This is a genomic window from Ketogulonicigenium robustum (assembly GCF_002117445.1).
GTDB lineage: Bacteria > Pseudomonadota > Alphaproteobacteria > Rhodobacterales > Rhodobacteraceae > Ketogulonicigenium > Ketogulonicigenium robustum.
On record NZ_CP019937.1, the window covers coordinates 2,196,964 to 2,214,102 of the forward strand.

The 17,139-nt window shown below is 60.0% G+C and carries 13 protein-coding genes and 1 tRNA gene; 2 read left to right on the forward strand and 12 right to left on the reverse strand.

All coding sequences use genetic code 11. The features are described 5' to 3' along the window. Window positions 1-7: 7 nt before the first annotated feature. The 10 genes from rpsL to secE form a co-directional block, all read right to left on the reverse strand. On the reverse strand, window positions 8-379 hold the full coding sequence (rpsL, locus tag BVG79_RS11005) for a 30S ribosomal protein S12 (RefSeq protein WP_044008087.1): 372 nt from the start codon (window positions 377-379) through the stop codon (window positions 8-10). A 298-nt stretch (window positions 380-677) separates the two neighbouring features. Beyond that, window positions 678-1,526, reverse strand: coding sequence for a glycosyltransferase (locus BVG79_RS11010; protein ID WP_085786938.1), 849 nt, complete (start codon window positions 1,524-1,526; stop codon window positions 678-680). 39 nt (window positions 1,527-1,565) lie between these two features. Next, window positions 1,566-5,759, reverse strand: a complete 4,194-nt coding sequence (gene rpoC / locus BVG79_RS11015) for a DNA-directed RNA polymerase subunit beta' (protein WP_085786939.1) — start codon at window positions 5,757-5,759, stop codon at window positions 1,566-1,568. A gap of 53 nt (window positions 5,760-5,812) precedes the next feature. Then, on the reverse strand, window positions 5,813-9,958 hold the full coding sequence (rpoB, locus tag BVG79_RS11020; protein ID WP_085786940.1) for a DNA-directed RNA polymerase subunit beta: 4,146 nt from the start codon (window positions 9,956-9,958) through the stop codon (window positions 5,813-5,815). Between the two features lie 250 nt (window positions 9,959-10,208). Continuing rightward, window positions 10,209-10,580, reverse strand: coding sequence for a 50S ribosomal protein L7/L12 (gene rplL, locus BVG79_RS11025; RefSeq protein WP_085786941.1), 372 nt, complete (start codon window positions 10,578-10,580; stop codon window positions 10,209-10,211). 72 nt (window positions 10,581-10,652) lie between these two features. After that, window positions 10,653-11,165 carry a 50S ribosomal protein L10 gene (gene rplJ / locus BVG79_RS11030; RefSeq protein ID WP_085786942.1) on the reverse strand — a complete coding sequence of 171 codons (513 nt, stop codon included), beginning with the start codon at window positions 11,163-11,165 and terminating at the stop codon, window positions 10,653-10,655. A gap of 263 nt (window positions 11,166-11,428) precedes the next feature. Further along, entirely contained in the window at window positions 11,429-12,127 is a 699-nt protein-coding gene (rplA, locus tag BVG79_RS11035; RefSeq protein ID WP_085786943.1) for a 50S ribosomal protein L1, read from the reverse strand. A 3-nt stretch (window positions 12,128-12,130) separates the two neighbouring features. Next, window positions 12,131-12,583, reverse strand: a complete 453-nt coding sequence (rplK, locus tag BVG79_RS11040) for a 50S ribosomal protein L11 (protein WP_085786944.1) — start codon at window positions 12,581-12,583, stop codon at window positions 12,131-12,133. Window positions 12,584-12,735: 152 nt separating this feature from the next. Beyond that, complete coding sequence (gene nusG, locus BVG79_RS11045; RefSeq protein ID WP_085786945.1) at window positions 12,736-13,269, reverse strand: transcription termination/antitermination protein NusG; 534 nt, start codon at window positions 13,267-13,269, stop codon at window positions 12,736-12,738. 170 nt (window positions 13,270-13,439) lie between these two features. Then, window positions 13,440-13,640 carry a preprotein translocase subunit SecE gene (gene secE / locus BVG79_RS11050; RefSeq protein WP_085786946.1) on the reverse strand — a complete coding sequence of 67 codons (201 nt, stop codon included), beginning with the start codon at window positions 13,638-13,640 and terminating at the stop codon, window positions 13,440-13,442. Between the two features lie 130 nt (window positions 13,641-13,770). Between secE and BVG79_RS11055 the strand changes: the two genes are divergently transcribed. After that, complete coding sequence (locus BVG79_RS11055) at window positions 13,771-14,523, forward strand: glycosyltransferase family 25 protein (RefSeq protein ID WP_085786947.1); 753 nt, start codon at window positions 13,771-13,773, stop codon at window positions 14,521-14,523. A 118-nt stretch (window positions 14,524-14,641) separates the two neighbouring features. Continuing rightward, complete coding sequence (locus BVG79_RS11060) at window positions 14,642-15,670, forward strand: LLM class flavin-dependent oxidoreductase (protein WP_085786948.1); 1,029 nt, start codon at window positions 14,642-14,644, stop codon at window positions 15,668-15,670. Window positions 15,671-15,759: 89 nt separating this feature from the next. Here BVG79_RS11060 and BVG79_RS11065 read toward each other — a convergent pair. Together BVG79_RS11065 and tuf are read right to left on the reverse strand one after the other, a co-directional pair. Then, window positions 15,760-15,835 (reverse strand) — tRNA-Trp (locus BVG79_RS11065). Window positions 15,836-15,962: 127 nt separating this feature from the next. After that, complete coding sequence (gene tuf / locus BVG79_RS11070) at window positions 15,963-17,138, reverse strand: elongation factor Tu (protein WP_085786935.1); 1,176 nt, start codon at window positions 17,136-17,138, stop codon at window positions 15,963-15,965. Window position 17,139: the final 1 nt, after the last annotated feature.

The following is a 17,139-nucleotide window of genomic DNA, read 5'->3' on the forward strand; positions in this document are numbered from 1 at the left end:
CTCAACCTCACTTCGGACGCTTGGCGCCGTACTTCGAACGGCGTTGCTTACGGTTCTTGACGCCTTGGGTATCCAAAACGCCGCGCAGGATGTGGTAACGCACACCGGGCAAGTCCTTGACGCGGCCGCCACGGATCAGCACGACCGAGTGCTCTTGCAGGTTGTGGCTTTCACCAGGAATGTAGCTGATGACCTCGAAGCTGTTGGTCAGGCGCACTTTGGCGACCTTACGCATAGCCGAGTTCGGCTTCTTCGGAGTCGTCGTGTAAACGCGGGTGCAAACACCACGCTTTTGCGGGCACCCTTCCAGGTGCTGCGACTTCGACTTTGTCACTTTCGGCTGCCGCGGTTTGCGGATCAGCTGTTGGATCGTTGGCATTGGGCTGTGTTCCCCGCTTCCTAACAATTGTATGCGGCCCCGAAGGTCCGCGGTTTCGATGGATGCCTTGCGACATCCGCAAAGCACAAAAAACCCGCAATGTTCACGCAACCTGCAGAACAATGCGGTGGGTCTCGCAGAGGATGGGGGCTTTGCCAGCCCGCATCATGACCTTAGACTATCCCTATGTGTCCCCACAGGGCACACTGCGCCCTTAGGTTCAGGCGGTTCTATAGGCAGAGTCGCCGCAGGTGTCAACCGCTGGCGCGGCCCCCTGCCCGCCTTTGCCCGCCTGCCGCTAAAGTGCTGAAGCTGCGCGCAAAGCGGCCACAAGGGCCGGAACGTCGATGGCGAAACGATCGCGCAGCAATTCCGCCAAATCGAGGTCTTCGACATCCCAAGGCTGGCCGCGCTGCTGGCTGGCGTTCGAATCGTTTTGCCCGTGCACGCCGCGCACGAACATCGCCTCGTCCTGCAGGCTGACGACGGTCATCCGCCCATGCAGCTTGTAATGGGCGAACTGGAACAGATCGGCGCGCCGCGCCGGGCCGACGACCACGGCAAGCGCAGCCGTCGCCAGCGGCAGAATGCGCGGATCGAGCTGAATGGTATCATCGGCGCCCTGATCCAGCAAAACGCCGCGTGGGTAATCAAGCGCCAGCAGCCGCTCACGCGCCCAAAGCTGACGTAGCCCGCTGCCAAAATCCCACCGCAGCCGCGCGACCATATCGAGGGCGACGGCATCGTCGTCATCGAGCCGCATCAGCGCGTAGTGGGTAGCATCGGCCACCGGCGGCAGCATCGCCATTGCCTGCTGGCAGGCGTCGCGGTGGCGCATCGGCGGCATAGCGATGATCCGCGCCTGCGGAATGTCGTCCAGCAGTGCCTGCAGCCGGGCCATGGCCCAGTCGGGCAGGCTGTCACCGGTCACCACCAAAAATGTGAAATCGGGGTCGGTCTGGTTGCGGATCGCGGGCAGGGTCACGTGTTCGAACCATGCAAAGCGATGCATCAGTCGTTTGCGATCGTACAAAAACGCAGCACGATCGGCTTGGGTTTCATGCGCAACCTGAAAGCCCCCCTCGCCCAGATACGAGAAGCGGCACACGCAGGTGACGGCAAGCATAAGCGGGGATTGTTGGCGCATGACGGAAAAAGCCCCCCGGTTTCCCGGGGGGCCTTTGACTTAGTCTTCGCTGTTCAGCGTCGGGGCGACCAGCGCAACGGCGGCCTCGGCCTCGTCGCGGCGTTCCGAGATCACGGCATTGTCGCGGTCTGCGGCGATACGGCGGATACGCGATGTCGCACCACCCGTACCAGCCGGGATCAGACGGCCGACGATGACGTTTTCCTTCAGCCCGACCAGCTTGTCGCGCTTGCCTTGAACGGCGGCCTCGGTCAGCACGCGCGTCGTTTCTTGGAACGATGCAGCCGAGATGAACGAACGCGTTTGCAGGCTGGCCTTGGTGATGCCGAGGAGGATCGGCTCGCCTTGCGCCGGACGGCCGCCTCGGGCCATCGCCTTGTCATTAGCTTCGTCGAACTCGATCTTGTCGACCGTTTCACCCTTCAGCAGCGTGGTGTCACCCGAATCCGAGATCTCCCACTTCTGCAGCATCTGACGGACGATGACCTCGATGTGCTTGTCGTTGATCTTCACGCCTTGCAGACGATAGACCTCTTGCACCTCGTTGATCATGTAGTCAGCCAACGCCTCGACACCCAGGATGGCCAGGATGTCATGCGGCGCGGGGTTGCCGTCCATGATGTAGTCGCCACGACGGATGAAGTCGCCTTCTTGCACGGGGATGTGCTTGCCCTTCGGCAGCATGTATTCCACGCGCTCGGCAGCTTCGTCCACCGGCTCGATCGCGACGCGACGCTTGTTCTTGTAGTCCTTGCCAAAGCGCACGTAACCATCGATTTCCGCGATGATGGCGTGATCTTTCGGGCGACGGGCTTCGAACAGTTCGGCCACGCGCGGCAGACCACCGGTAATGTCCTTGGTCTTGGCGCCTTCGCGCGGGATACGCGCGACAACGTCACCAGCCGAGATGACCTGACCGTCTTCCACCGACAAAATCGCGTCGACCGACATCTGGTACGAGACCGGGTGACCCGCATCGTTGCGCATCGGGTTGCCTTCGCCGTCCATCACAAAGATTTCGGGCTTCAGGTCGCTGCCGCGCGGCACCGAACGCCAGTCCGAAACGATACGCTGGGTCATACCAGTTGCTTCGTCGGTCTCTTCGCGCAGCGAGAGGCCGGCAACCAGGTCTGTCAGACGGATCGTACCCGACTTTTCGGCGATGATCGGCAGAGTATAGGGGTCCCATTCGAACAGCTTGTCGCCACGGGCGATCTCTTGCCCGTCCTTCACGAACACCTTTGAGCCGTAACCGACCTTATGCTGCGCGCGCTCTTCGCCGGTTTCGTCCATGATCGCGAGGATCATGTTACGGCCCATAACGATTTGCTCGCCCTGCGTGTTCTCGATCAGTTGGGCATCGCGGAATTCGATGCGACCAGCCTGACCGGCTTCCAGGAACGACTTTTGGCCACCCATAGCCACGCCGCCGATGTGGAACGTCCGCATCGTCAGCTGGGTACCGGGTTCACCAATCGACTGCGCGGCGATAATGCCAACAGCTTCACCGATGTTCACCAGCGTACCACGGGCCAGATCGCGGCCGTAGCACTTGGCACAGATGCCATCGTCGGCGTCACAGGTCAGCGGGCTGCGAATACGCATCTTGTTGACATGTGCCGTCTCGATCATGTCGGCCTTACGCTCGTCGATCAGCTCGCCAGCGCGGACGATCACCTCATCGGTGCCCGGACGCAGCACGTCATCGGCCGAAACACGGCCAAGAACGCGCTCGCCCAGCGATGCGATGACTTCACCGTCGTTGACGGCTGCAGTGGCGGTGATTGCACGGTCGGTGCCGCAATCATCGATACGGATGATGCAGTCCTGTGCGACGTCCACCAGACGACGGGTCAGGTAACCCGAGTTTGCCGTCTTCAGTGCGGTATCCGACAGACCCTTACGGGCACCGTGGGTCGAGTTGAAGTACTCAAGCACGGTCAGGCCTTCTTTAAAGTTCGAGATAATCGGCGTTTCGATAATCTCGCCCGAAGGCTTGGCCATCAGGCCGCGCATGCCGCCCAGCTGCTTCATCTGCGTGACCGAACCACGCGCACCCGAGTGAGCCATCATGTAGACCGAGTTCGGCTCTTCCTCGGCACCGGTGGCGTCGAAGTGGGGGGCCGAAATGGTATCCATCATGGCGTTCGTGACGCGGTCGTTACACTTCGACCAGGCATCGACAACCTTGTTGTACTTCTCGCCCTGCGTAATCAGGCCGTCCATGTACTGTTGTTCGAAGTCCTTCACCTGATCGCGGGTCTCCTCGACCAGCGTCCATTTGGTGTCGGGAATGACCATGTCATCCTTGCCGAACGAGATCCCTGCGCGGAAGGCTTCTTTGAAGCCTGCACCCATGATCTGGTCACAGAAGATCACCGATTCTTTCTGGCCGCAATAGCGGTAGACGGTATCGATGACGTTCTGCACGTCTTTCTTCCGCAGCAGGCGGTTGACCAGCTCGAACGGTGCCTTGTTGTTCTTCGGCAGCAGCGAGCCCAGACGCAGACGGCCGGGGGTAGTCTCGAAACGGGTGATAACCTCGTTCCCTTCGGCGTCGATCTGCGGGATGCGGGCCGTGATCTTGGCGTGCAGGTGCACTTGACCGGCAGCCAGCGCCAGCTCGACTTCGTCGACCGAAGTGAACGACATCCCCTCGCCCAACATGCCTTCGCGCATGATGGTCGTGTAGTAGAGGCCCAGCACCATATCTTGCGACGGGACGATGATCGGCGCGCCGTTGGCGGGCGACAGGACGTTGTTCGTCGACATCATCAGCACGCGGGCTTCCAGCTGGGCTTCCAGCGAAAGCGGCACGTGAACAGCCATCTGGTCACCGTCGAAGTCGGCGTTGAATGCCGAACAAACCAGCGGGTGCAGCTGGATGGCTTTACCCTCGATCAGCATCGGTTCGAACGCCTGAATTCCCAAACGGTGCAGCGTCGGCGCACGGTTCAGGAACACGGGGTGTTCGCGGATGACTTCGTCCAGAATATCCCAAACTTCGGGACGCTCTTTCTCGACCAGCTTCTTGGCTTGCTTGACCGTGCTCGACAGGCCCTTGGCTTCAAGGCGCGAGTAGATGAACGGCTTGAACAGCTCAAGCGCCATCTTTTTCGGCAGACCGCACTGGTGCAGCTTCAGCTCGGGGCCGGTCACGATAACCGAACGGCCCGAGAAGTCGACGCGTTTACCCAGCAGGTTCTGACGGAAGCGACCTTGCTTACCCTTCAGCATGTCCGACAGCGACTTCAGCGGGCGACGGTTCGCACCGGTGATGACGCGGCCACGACGACCGTTGTCGAACAGGGCATCGACCGACTCTTGCAGCATCCGCTTTTCGTTGCGGACGATGATGTCGGGCGCGCGCAGTTCGATCAGACGCTTCAGACGGTTGTTACGGTTGATCACGCGGCGGTACAGATCGTTCAGATCCGAGGTCGCAAAGCGGCCGCCATCCAGCGGAACCAGCGGACGCAGTTCCGGCGGAATGACCGGAATCACGGTCATGATCATCCATTCGGGACGGTTACCCGACTCGACGAACGATTCGACGATCTTCAAACGCTTGATGATCTTCTTGGGCTTCAGCTCGCCGGTAGCTTCCTTCAGCTCGGCGCGCAGTTCTTCAGCCAGCGCCTCAAGGTCGATAGCGGCCAGCAGTTCGCGGATCGCTTCGGCACCGATGTTGGCCGTGAACGAGTCGAGACCGTATTGGTCTTGCGCGTCCATGAACTGTTCTTCGGTCAGCAGCTGGCCGTAGGACAGGTCGGTCAGACCGGGTTCGATCACGACGTAGTTTTCAAAGTACAGCACGCGTTCCAGATCGCGCAGCGTCATATCCAGCACCAGGCCGATGCGGCTGGGCAGCGACTTCAGGAACCAGATGTGCGCGACGGGTGCGGCCAGCTCGATGTGCCCCATACGCTCGCGGCGAACTTTTTGCAGGGTAACTTCAACGCCGCACTTTTCACAGACGACGCCTTTGTACTTCATGCGCTTGTACTTGCCGCACAGGCATTCGTAGTCCTTGATCGGGCCAAAAATGCGCGCGCAGAACAAGCCGTCACGTTCGGGTTTGAACGTGCGGTAGTTGATGGTCTCGGGCTTTTTGATCTCGCCATACGACCACGACAAGATCCGCTCGGGCGAGGCAAGCGAGACCTTAATCTCGTCGAACGCCTTCGCCGGGGTCAGCGGGTTGAACGGGTTGTTGGTCAGTTCCTGGTTCATTTCACATTCCTTGAATGAGGGCGCGGGGGAAGGGTGAAAGGGGGCAAGCCCCCTTAGCCCTCATCCTCCGCATCCAGGAGTTCCATATTCAGGCCGAGGCCGCGTACTTCCTTGACAAGGACGTTGAACGATTCGGGCACGCCCGCTTCGAAATTGTCCTCGCCCTTGACGATCGATTCATAGACCTTGGTCCGGCCTGCCACGTCATCCGACTTCACCGTCAGCATTTCCTGCAAGGTGTAGGCGGCGCCGTAAGCTTCCAGTGCCCAAACTTCCATTTCCCCGAAGCGCTGGCCACCGAACTGCGCCTTACCACCCAGCGGCTGCTGGGTCACAAGCGAGTACGGACCGGTCGAACGGGCGTGAATCTTGTCGTCAACAAGGTGGTGCAGCTTCAGCATGTACTTGACGCCGACGGTAACCTTACGGGCGAATTGTTCACCCGTGCGGCCATCGAACAGAACCGATTGGCCCGACGTGTCGAAACCTGCACGTGCCAGCGCGTCGTTGATGTCCGCTTCCTTCGCACCGTCGAAGACGGGCGTTGCAATCGGCACACCGCGGGTCGCGTTTTGGGCGCGTTCCAGGAAGATCGCCTCGTCAGCGGTCTCGAACCCTTCGGCGTAGACTTCGTCGCCGTAAGCAAAGCGGACAGCTTCCTTCACAGGCGTCAGATCGCCCGAACGACGGTAGCCCTTCAGGGCTTCGTCGATCTGGATCCCCAGCGCGCGCGAGGCCCAACCCATGTGGGTTTCAAGGATCTGACCGACGTTCATGCGCGAAGGCACGCCCAGCGGGTTCAGACAGAAGTCGACCGGTGTCCCGTCAGCCAGGAACGGCATGTCTTCGGCAGGCACAACGCGCGAAATCACGCCCTTGTTGCCGTGACGACCGGCCATCTTGTCGCCCGGCTGCAGCTTGCGCTTCACCGCGACGAACACTTTGACCATCTTCATCACACCCGGAGGCAGATCGTCACCGCGACGGACTTTCTCGACCTTGTCTTCGAACCGTGCGTCCAGCTGCTTCTTCTGGCTTTCGTACTGCTCGTTCAGGGCTTCGACGATCTTTGCATCGTCTTCGTCCTCAACGGCCAGTTGCCACCATTGGCCACGGCTGAATTCGCCCAGAACCTCTTCGGTCACCTGGGTGTTTGCCTTGAAGCCCTTCGGGCCCTTGACCGCAATCTTGCCCAGCAAGACTTGCTTCAGACGCGCGTAGATGTTGCGGTCCAGAATCGCCAGCTCGTCATCGCGGTCGCGCGACAGGCTTTCGATCTCTTCCCGCTCGATCTGCAGGGCACGTTCGTCCTTATCGACGCCGTGACGGTTGAACACGCGCACTTCGACGATGGTGCCGTAGTTGCCCGGGGGCAGACGCAGGCTGGTGTCACGCACGTCCGAGGCCTTTTCACCGAAGATGGCGCGCAGAAGTTTTTCTTCCGGCGTCATCGGGCTTTCGCCCTTCGGGGTGATCTTGCCGACCAGAATGTCGCCCGGGCCAACGTGTGCGCCGATGTAAACGATGCCAGCCTCGTCGAGGTTACGCAGCGCTTCTTCACCGACGTTCGGGATGTCGCGGGTGATTTCTTCCGGCCCCAGCTTCGTATCACGTGCGGCGACTTCAAATTCCTCGATGTGGATCGAGGTATAGACGTCTTCCGAAACGATACGTTCCGAGATCAGGATCGAGTCTTCGTAGTTGTAGCCGTTCCACGGCATGAACGCGACGACGATGTTTTTGCCCAGTGCCAGCTCGCCCATTTCGGTCGAGGGGCCATCGGCAATCACTTCGCCCTTGCCAACCAGATCACCCACCTTCACCAGCGGACGCTGGTTGATGCAGGTGTCTTGGTTCGAGCGTTGGAACTTGCGCAGACGGTAGATGTCCACGCCGGCATCGCCCAGCGACAGGTCTTCCGTCGCACGGATCACCACACGCTGCGCGTCGACTTGGTCAACCACACCCGTGCGGCGCGCCATGATCGCAGCGCCCGAATCGCGGGCAACAACGCCCTCGATACCGGTGCCGATCAGCGGTGCTTCTGCACGCAGCAGCGGCACGGCCTGACGTTGCATGTTCGACCCCATCAGTGCGCGGTTCGCGTCGTCGTTCTCGAGGAACGGGATCAGCGAGGCGGCGACCGAGACCAATTGCTTGGGCGAGACGTCGATCAGATCAACGGTTTCGCGGGTGGCCAGCGTGTAGTCACCGGCTTGGCGGGTATCGACCAGCTCTTCGACGAAGCGGCCTTCGGCGTCCAGATGGGCGTTAGCCTGCGCGATCGTGTGGCGCATTTCTTCGGTCGCCGACATGTATTGCACGTCGTCGGTGACTTTGCCGTCCACAACCTTGCGGTAGGGGGTTTCGATAAAGCCGTACTTGTTCACGCGGGCGTAGGTGGCCAGCGAGTTGATCAGACCGATGTTCGGCCCTTCGGGCGTTTCAATCGGGCACATCCGGCCATAGTGAGTCGGGTGCACGTCGCGGACTTCGAAGCCCGCGCGTTCGCGCGTCAGACCGCCCGGCCCCAGTGCCGACAGACGACGCTTGTGCGTCACTTCCGAAAGCGGGTTGGTTTGGTCCATGAACTGCGACAGCTGCGACGAGCCGAAGAATTCACGCACCGCAGCCGCTGCGGGCTTGGCGTTGATCAGGTCTTGCGGCATGGCCGTGTCGATCGCGGGGCTGCCCGAAGACATGCGTTCTTTGATCGCGCGCTCCATACGCAGCAGACCGACGCGGTATTGGTTTTCCATCAGCTCGCCGACCGAACGGACGCGGCGGTTGCCAAGGTGGTCAATATCGTCGATCTCGCCCTTGCCGTCACGCAGTTCGACCAAGGCCTTGATGCACGAGATGATGTCTTCCTTGCGGAGGGTGCGGACGGTATCGGCCACATCCAGATCAAGGCGCATGTTCATCTTCACGCGGCCAACGGCCGACAGGTCGTAACGCTCGCTATCAAAGAACAGCGTGTCGAACAGATCCGACGCCGATTCGACGGTCGGCGGCTCGCCGGGGCGCATGACGCGATAGATATCCATCAGCGCGCCTTCGCGGCCCATGTTCTTGTCGGCAGCCATGGTATTGCGGATGTAGGCACCCACGTTCACGTTGTCGATGTCCAGCACCGGCAGCGTGGTGAAGCCTGCGTCCAGCAGATCTTGCAGCGAACCACCGGTGATGTCGCCATCACGGTTCCGCTCCAGCAACAACTCGTCACCGGCTTCGACATAGATCGCGCCGTTGTCTTCGTTGATGATATCCTTGGCGACGAACTTGCCCAGAATGTGGTCGAACGGTACCAGCAGCTCGGTAACCTTACCCTCGTCGATCCACTTCTTGACCATGCGCGGGGTGGCTTTTTCACCAGCTTCCAGAATCACTTCGCCCGAAGCGGCGTCGACCAGATCGTAGGTCGGGCGGGTACCGCGCACGCGATCGGGGAAGAACTTGGTGATCCAGCCCTTAGCCTTGCTGTCCAAACGGTATTCGACGGTGTCGTAATAGGCATCCATGATGCCTTCCTGATCCATGCCGAGGGCATAGAGCAGCGTCGTCACCGGCAGCTTGCGGCGGCGGTCGATACGCGCGAACACTAGGTCTTTGGCGTCGAATTCAAAGTCCAGCCACGAGCCGCGGTACGGGATGATGCGGCAGGCGAACAGCAACTTGCCCGAGCTGTGCGTCTTACCCTTGTCGTGGTCAAAGAACACGCCCGGGCTACGGTGCATCTGGCTGACGATAACGCGTTCGGTACCGTTCACCACGAAGGTGCCGTTTTGCGTCATCAGGGGCATGTCGCCCATGTAGACATCTTGTTCTTTGATGTCTTTGACCGAGCGCATGCCCGTGTCTTCGCTGATATCGAACACGATCAACCTCAGCGTGACCTTCAGCTGGGCCGAATAGGTCATGTCACGGGCTTGGCATTCTTCAACGTCGTATTTGGGCTTTTCCAGCTCGTATTTGACGAACTCGAGGATAGCCGTATCATTGAAATCCTTGATCGGGAAAACCGACTGGAAAACGCCTTGAATCCCCTCGCCGTCCAGCGGCTTGTCGGCATCACCCGACTTCAGGAACAGGTCGTACGAAGATTTCTGAACCTCGATGAGGTTCGGCATTTCCAGAACTTCACGGATTTTACCGTAGGATTTGCGCAGGCGTTTCTGGCCAAGGAAGGACTGAGCCATGTGCGTCGTCACCTTTCGATCTCTGGGGAGGCGTGCCGTCGGGCATCGGCGCGCGCCCATGGAGAAATGGGGGTTCAGGTCTATTCACGGCAACCGTCCCAAGGGTTGCCTCCCGACCTATGGAACCTGCCCAGGGTGGTGGTTCATGCCGCAATGGTAGAACCACCCTCCAAGACAGGTCAAGCTGGGCCCGCAACAGTGGCGGGCCCAGCCTGATTTTCAAGAAGCCAGTAGGGCTTCTGACACCGAATTAGGCCAGTTCGACCTTGGCGCCAGCTTCTTCCAGCTTCTTCTTGATTTCTTCAGCTTCAGCCTTAGCAACGCCTTCTTTGACTTTACCGCCAGCTTCGACCAGGTCTTTAGCTTCTTTCAGGCCCAGACCGGTGATGCCGCGAACTTCTTTGATCACGTTGATCTTGTTCGCGCCGGCGTCCTTCAGGACGACGTCGAATTCGGTCTTTTCTTCAGCGGCTTCGGCCGAAGCAGCCGGGCCAGCCATGACAACAGCGCCACCAGCGGCGGGCTCGATGCCGTATTCGTCCTTCAGGATTTGCTTCAGCTCTTGAGCTTGCAGAAGCGTCAGGGCGACGATTTCTTCGGCGAGTTTTTTCAGATCAGCCATTTTATGCTTTCCGTTCGTATAAGATGTGTTCCAACGTCGGGCCGTTCAAGACCCGCAGGACATCGGGTTTGCTTATGCAGCTTTCTCTTCGATGGTCGAGAGAATGCTTGCGATGTTCGAAGCAGGCGCGCCGATCGCACCAGCGATGTTCGAGGCGGGCGCACCAATGCACGACACGACCTGAGCGATAAGCTCTTCGCGCGAGGGCAGTTGGGCGACGGCCTTGACGCCGGCAGGATCCAGAGCGCTATCACCCATCGCACCGCCAAGGATGACCAGCTTTTCGTTGGTCTTGGCATATGCGTCGACGACCTTGGCAGCTGCCACGGGGTCTTCGGAATAGGAGATAACGGTCATGCCCGTCAGGTAGTCAGCAATGCTTTCGCAGGGCTTACCTTGCAGGGCGATCTTGGCGAGCTTGTTCTTGGCAACGCGAACGGACCCGCCTACTTCACGCATTTTCGCGCGCAGGTCCTGCATTTGTGCAACCGTCATGCCTTCGTAGCGGGCAACCACTACGACGCCAGAGCGTTCAAAGATTTGGCCGAGTTCTTCGACCAGAGACTCTTTTTGTGCTCTATCCACAGTTTCACTCCAAGTTTGGGGTTTCCCCCGGCTCAATTTGACCCCACCGAAGCAGGGCCGTTCGGGTCCAATTTCAGGGTCCCGAGGCCATGACCGCCCGCTGGTGCCGCGTGGCACGAACGGAAATCGATGTTCTCGTTTCCCATCTCGGGAAGGTCTTATCGGGGTTTCCCCCGGCCCTCCGTCTCGGACAGGACAAGGCGGCTTTCGCCGCCCCGCCATCCCGCCCCACCGAAGTGAGTCGGGAGATTCGCTAAGTCGCCTTAGTTACCCGTTGCGGTCGAAACGTCAACCGAAACACCGGGGCCCATCGTCGAAGAAAGCGAGACTTTCTTCAGATAGGTGCCTTTGGCGCCCGTCGGCTTGGCTTTCACAACAGCGTCAACGAAAGCGGCAATGTTTTCGGCCAGCTGCTCGGCGCCGAACGAAGCCTTGCCAACGCCTGCGTGAATCACACCAGCTTTTTCGACTTTGAAGGTCACTTGACCGCCCTTGGCTGCAGCAACAGCTTCAGCGACATCAACCGTCACGGTGCCGATCTTGGGGTTCGGCATCAGGTTACGCGGGCCCAGGATTTTACCCAGACGGCCGACGATCGGCATCATGTCCGGGGTAGCAATGCAGCGATCGAAGTCGATCTTGCCCGATTGCACGATTTCCATCAGGTCTTCTGCGCCGACGATGTCAGCACCAGCAGCCTTGGCTTGGTCAGCCTTGTCGCCACGGGCGAACACGGCGACGCGGACGGTTTTACCCGTGCCGTTCGGCAGGTTGACCGAACCGCGAACCATTTGGTCGGCGTAACGCGGGTCAACGCCCAGGTTCAGCGCAACTTCGATGGTCTCGTCGAACTTGGCGGTGGCGTTGGTTTTCACCAGCGACACGGCGTCGTTCAGGGCCAGGTTTTCTTTGCCAGCAAAAGCTTCGCGAGCGGCGGCAGTACGTTTACCGAGTTTAGCCATGATTTAGCCTTTCACCTCGATACCGATCGACTTCGCCGAGCCGATGATGGTTTGCATCGCGCCTTCGATGTCGACGGCGTTCAGGTCTTTGAATTTCGCTTCTGCGATTTCGCGGACTTGAGCCAGCGTCACCGAACCAGCAACTTCCTTACCCGGCTTCATCGAGCCTTTGGGACGGTTGCGCTTGCCGACGGGCTTCAGACCAGCAGCCTTCTTCAAGAAGAACGACGCGGGCGAGGACTTGGTCTCGATCGTGAACGACTTGTCTTGGTAGTAGGTAATCACGGTCGGAACGGGCGAGCCGGGCTCCATGTCTGCAGTCTTGGCGTTGAACGCCTTGCAGAATTCCATGATATTGATGCCGCGCTGACCCAGTGCGGGGCCGACGGGCGGGGACGGGTTCGCTTGGCCTGCTTTAACTTGCAGCTTCAGCGAACCGATGACTTTCTTGGCCATAGGGGCCTCCTTCGGTTTCACGGACAGGTTGCCCTGCCCTACTCCAACTCCGGCGATGGGACGCGTCCCGGCCGGCTCTCAGTTGCGTGGTCGGATTGGATGCCGCGGCACCGCCCTCTCCCACGAACCGCCCACGTGGGGCGGCCGCACCCTTAGCCCTGTTTTTGGACTTGGGTGAATTCCAATTCGACCGGCGTTGCACGGCCAAAGATCGAAACGGTGACCTTCAGGCGCTGTGCGTCGTTGTCGACTTCCTCGACCGAGCCGTCGAAACCTTCGAACGGGCCGTCGTTGACCTTGACCTTCTCGCCCACCTCGAAATGGATGATCGTGCGCGGGGCCTCGGCCACGTCTTGCACACGGTTCAAGATCGCATTCACTTCCGCATCGCGCATCGGCATCGGGCGGCCTTGCGGGCCCAAGAACCCCGTCACGCGGTTGATCGAGGAAATCAGGTGGTAGCCCTTGTCGGACATTTCCATGTGAACCAGCACGTAACCGGGCATGAAGCGACGCTCGCTCGTCACTTTTTTACCACGGCGCACTTCGATCACTTCCTCGGTCGGAACCAGAACCTCGTCGATCTGGTCTTCCAGACCCTGTTCGATAACCTTGGTGCGGATCGTTTCGGCGATTTTCTTTTCGAAGTTCGAAAGAACCGAAACCGAATACCAACGCTTCGCCATCTGTCCAGAACCTCGTCAGTCTTTGGGGCTATACCCCGTTACATTAGGCCCCGCCTGAAAAGAATAATCGGCGCGCAACTGATTCGCAGCACGCCAGACAGGGTTTTGGCGCTCTTACCTTGGGGGACGGGCAGGATCAAGCCCTGCCGCGCCATAGGCTTACCAGGGGCTTAGCCGCGGAAGTAGTTCAGAATGATATCCAGCACAAAGCGGATCGCCACATCGACCACCGAGAAGAACAAGGCGGCGATCGCTGCGATGGCAACGACCATCAGCGTCGTCACGGTCACTTCGCGGCGGGTCGGCCACGTGATCTTGCCGACTTCGGCGCGAACCTGCTGGACGAACTGGATCGGGTTGGTGCGGGCCATGGCATTACCTTCAATTGCTGAACCGAGGTTCGCAGGATTGGCGGGTTCAATAGCCGCGATAGTCCGATTGTTCAAGCACCCTGTCGCGCTATAGTAGGAATGTAAATCTGACCCACCCGCGCGAGACGACATGAAGATAGCCTGCTACCTGATCAATCTGGACGACAACACAGCACGGCTGGATACCGTCGGCGCACGATTCCACGCACAGGGCATTGCGTTCGAGCGCGTCTCGGCGACCGATGGGCGCAAGCGCGGGGCCGACACCTTCCCCCAGTACGACGCCCACGGCGCGCTGTCGTTCTATGCCCGCCCCTTGCTGGGGGCCGAGGTCGCCTGCAGCCTGTCGCACATCGAGGCGCTGACGCGCTTTAGCCAAAGCGACGCGGATATTGCGGTGATCTTTGAAGACGACGTATTGCTGAAGCCCGACTTCATCCAAAGCATGCAGGACATTTTGCACCTGCTCTCGCAGGGGTTTCCCGAATGGCAGTTGCTGCACCTGAACCCCAAATCGCTAAAGCACTGCACCAAGATCGGGCGGGCGGGGCAGCACGATGTCTACGCCGCGCACGACTTCTCGGTCGGCACGGCGGCGATCGCCTACACCAAATCCGGCGCTGCCGCGACACTTGCAGGTGCCACGCCCATCTTTGCGCCGTGGGATGTCTACCTGAAAGACCTGATTTCGCGCACCGGCACAGGTGCCGCCGTGATGCCACGCCTGGTCGAGGCGACGGGTGCCGACAGCGAGATTGCGCACAAAGGGCAGCGCAAATCCTTGCAGGTCAAAGGGTTTACTGGATGGTGGCGCAAGCAAATGCGGATAGTGACGCACAAATTGCGCGCACGGCGGCAAGAGGCACGCTTCAGACGCCGCTAACCCGCACCAGCGAACACTGGCTGTGCACTGGTGCGTCTTTCCCTGCTGCGCCGCTGGCCCTAGGTAACGTCCAACGCTCGCCGCAGGTTCGTTGCGGCCCAGACAACAGGATACGGGAATGACAAAGAACATTGAATTCGGCCTCGATACGTTCGGCGATGTCACACGGCTGCAAAACGGCAAACTGGCCTCGCACGGACAAGTGCTGCGCGAGTTGGTGGAAGAGGGCGTTTTAGCCGAACAGGTCGGCGTCGACGTCTTTGGCGTGGGCGAACACCACCGCGCCGACTTCGCTGTCTCGGCAATCGAGCCTGTGCTTGCGGCCATCGCCGTCAAAACCGACAAGATCAAGCTGGCGTCCGCGGTGACTGTCCTGTCGTCCGATGACCCCATCCGCGTTTACGAGCGTTTCGCGACCGTGCAGGCGCTGTCGAACGGGCGCGCCGAAATGATCGTCGGGCGCGGGTCGTTCACCGAATCCTTCCCGCTTTTTGGGTTCGACATGGCCGATTACGACAAGCTGTTCAGTGAAAAGCTGGACCTGCTGGCCCAACTGCTGAAAGAGGAAAAGGTCAGCTGGAAGGGCACCATCCGCCCCGAGCTAAAGAAGGTCACCGTCTACCCGCGCCCCGAAGCGCCCATCAAGACGTGGATCGGCGTTGGCGGCAGCCCCGAATCAGTCGTTCGGACTGCATCGTACAATATGCCGATGCTGCTGGCCGTCATCGGCGGCGCAGCCAGCCGGTTCAAACCTTATGTCGACCTGTACAAGCGCGCGCATGAACAGTTCGGCACCAAGCCCCAGCCCGTAGGCATGCATTCGCCAGGCCACGTCGGCCCGACCGATGCCGAGGCGCAGGAGGAATACTTCGAGGGCTACCAAAAGATGCACGTGCTGATCGGGCGCGAGCGTGGCTGGCCGCCCCTGAAGAAAGAAGACTTCCTGCGTGAAATCAGCCACGGCTCGCTGTATGTCGGCGGCCCCGAAACGGTCGCACGCAAGATCGCCGGCAACCTGAAGACGCTGGATCTGGATCGCTTCACGCTGAAATACAGCGCCGGCCCGCAGCTGTTCAGCACCCAGACCCGTGGGATCGAGCTGTTCGGCACCAAGGTTATCCCGATGGTCCGCGACATGCTGGCCTAAGGTAAACGCCGCCCTACTCAACCGGGGCGGCACATAAAACACTTCAGCCGCCCTTCGGGGCGGCTTTTTTGCGGCAATGTTTTTGAAAATGGCAGGGGCAGCAGGGCTTGAACCCGCGACCTACGGTTTTGGAGACCGTCGCTCTACCAACTGAGCTATACCCCTAGACCCGCCCCGATTAATCGGAAATTCGCGATTGCGCAAGGGGCGTTGCTGCGTTTCGGCAGGGTTGCCGTAAAGGAAAAGGGCCGCCCAAGCGGACGGCCCTTCCAAGCATTTCGGTTGCCCGAACTTACTTGATGATTTTAGCGACGACGCCAGCGCCGACGGTGCGGCCGCCTTCGCGGATAGCGAAGCGGAGCTTCTCTTCCATGGCGATCGGGGCGATCAGCGTGACGTTGAACTTCAGGTTGTCGCCCGGCATCACCATTTCGGTGCCAGCAGGCAGTTCAACCGTGCCGGTCACGTCGGTGGTGCGGAAGTAGAATTGCGGACGGTAGTTCGCAAAGAACGGCGTGTGACGGCCGCCTTCTTCCTTGGTCAGGATATAGGCTTCAGCTTCAAATTCGGTGTGCGGGGTAACCGAACCGGGCTTGACCAGAACTTGGCCACGCTCAACGCCGTCACGGTCAACGCCGCGCAGCAGCGCGCCGATGTTGTCGCCAGCCTCTCCGCGGTCCAGCAGCTTGCGGAACATTTCAACGCCCGTGCAAACCGACTTCTTCGTGTCGCGGATGCCGACGATTTCGACTTCGTCGCCAACGTTGATCACGCCACGCTCAACACGGCCGGTCACAACAGTACCACGACCCGAGATCGAGAAAACGTCTTCGATCGGCATCAGGAACGGCTGGTCAACAGCACGTGCAGGCGTCGGGATGTACGAATCGACAGCGGCCATCAGCGCGCGGATCGAATCTTCACCGATGTCTTTACGCTCGCCGATCAGCGCTTGGTAAGCCGAACCTTGGATGACAGGAATGTCATCGCCAGGGTATTCGTACGACGAGAACAGTTCGCGGATTTCCATCTCGACCAGCTCGATCAGCTCGGCGTCGTCGACAAGGTCAACCTTGTTCATGTAGCACACCATGTAGGGAATACCCACTTGGCGGCCCAGCAGGATGTGCTCGCGCGTTTGCGGCATCGGGCCGTCCGACGCAGCACAAACCAGAATAGCGCCGTCCATCTGCGCTGCACCCGTGATCATGTTCTTCACGTAGTCGGCGTGGCCGGGGCAGTCGACGTGCGCATAGTGACGCGCTTCGGTCTCGTACTCAACGTGAGCCGTCGAGATCGTGATCCCGCGTGCACGCTCTTCCGGCGCACCGTCAATTTGGTCGTAAGCGCGGAACTCACCAAAGTACTTGGTGATCGCTGCCGTCAGAGTCGTCTTGCCGTGGTCAACGTGGCCAATCGTGCCAATGTTAACGTGCGGCTTGTTACGTTCAAACTTTGCCTTTGCCATG

Bases quoted from the DNA above. Each gene is read 5' to 3' on its own strand.
- rpsL (WP_044008087.1), bottom strand. From the start codon at position 379: ATGCCAACGATCCAACAGCTGATCCGCAAACCGCGGCAGCCGAAAGTG.
- BVG79_RS11010 (WP_085786938.1), bottom strand. From the start codon at position 1,526: ATGCGCCAACAATCCCCGCTTATGCTTGCCGTCACCTGCGTGTGCCGC.
- rpoC (WP_085786939.1), bottom strand. From the start codon at position 5,759: ATGAACCAGGAACTGACCAACAACCCGTTCAACCCGCTGACCCCGGCG.
- rpoB (WP_085786940.1), bottom strand. From the start codon at position 9,958: ATGGCTCAGTCCTTCCTTGGCCAGAAACGCCTGCGCAAATCCTACGGT.
- rplL (WP_085786941.1), bottom strand. From the start codon at position 10,580: ATGGCTGATCTGAAAAAACTCGCCGAAGAAATCGTCGCCCTGACGCTT.
- rplA (WP_085786943.1), bottom strand. From the start codon at position 12,127: ATGGCTAAACTCGGTAAACGTACTGCCGCCGCTCGCGAAGCTTTTGCT.
- rplK (WP_085786944.1), bottom strand. From the start codon at position 12,583: ATGGCCAAGAAAGTCATCGGTTCGCTGAAGCTGCAAGTTAAAGCAGGC.
- nusG (WP_085786945.1), bottom strand. From the start codon at position 13,269: ATGGCGAAGCGTTGGTATTCGGTTTCGGTTCTTTCGAACTTCGAAAAG.
- secE (WP_085786946.1), bottom strand. From the start codon at position 13,640: ATGGCCCGCACCAACCCGATCCAGTTCGTCCAGCAGGTTCGCGCCGAA.
- BVG79_RS11055 (WP_085786947.1), top strand. From the start codon at position 13,771: ATGAAGATAGCCTGCTACCTGATCAATCTGGACGACAACACAGCACGG.
- BVG79_RS11060 (WP_085786948.1), top strand. From the start codon at position 14,642: ATGACAAAGAACATTGAATTCGGCCTCGATACGTTCGGCGATGTCACA.
- tuf (WP_085786935.1), bottom strand. From the start codon at position 17,138: ATGGCAAAGGCAAAGTTTGAACGTAACAAGCCGCACGTTAACATTGGC.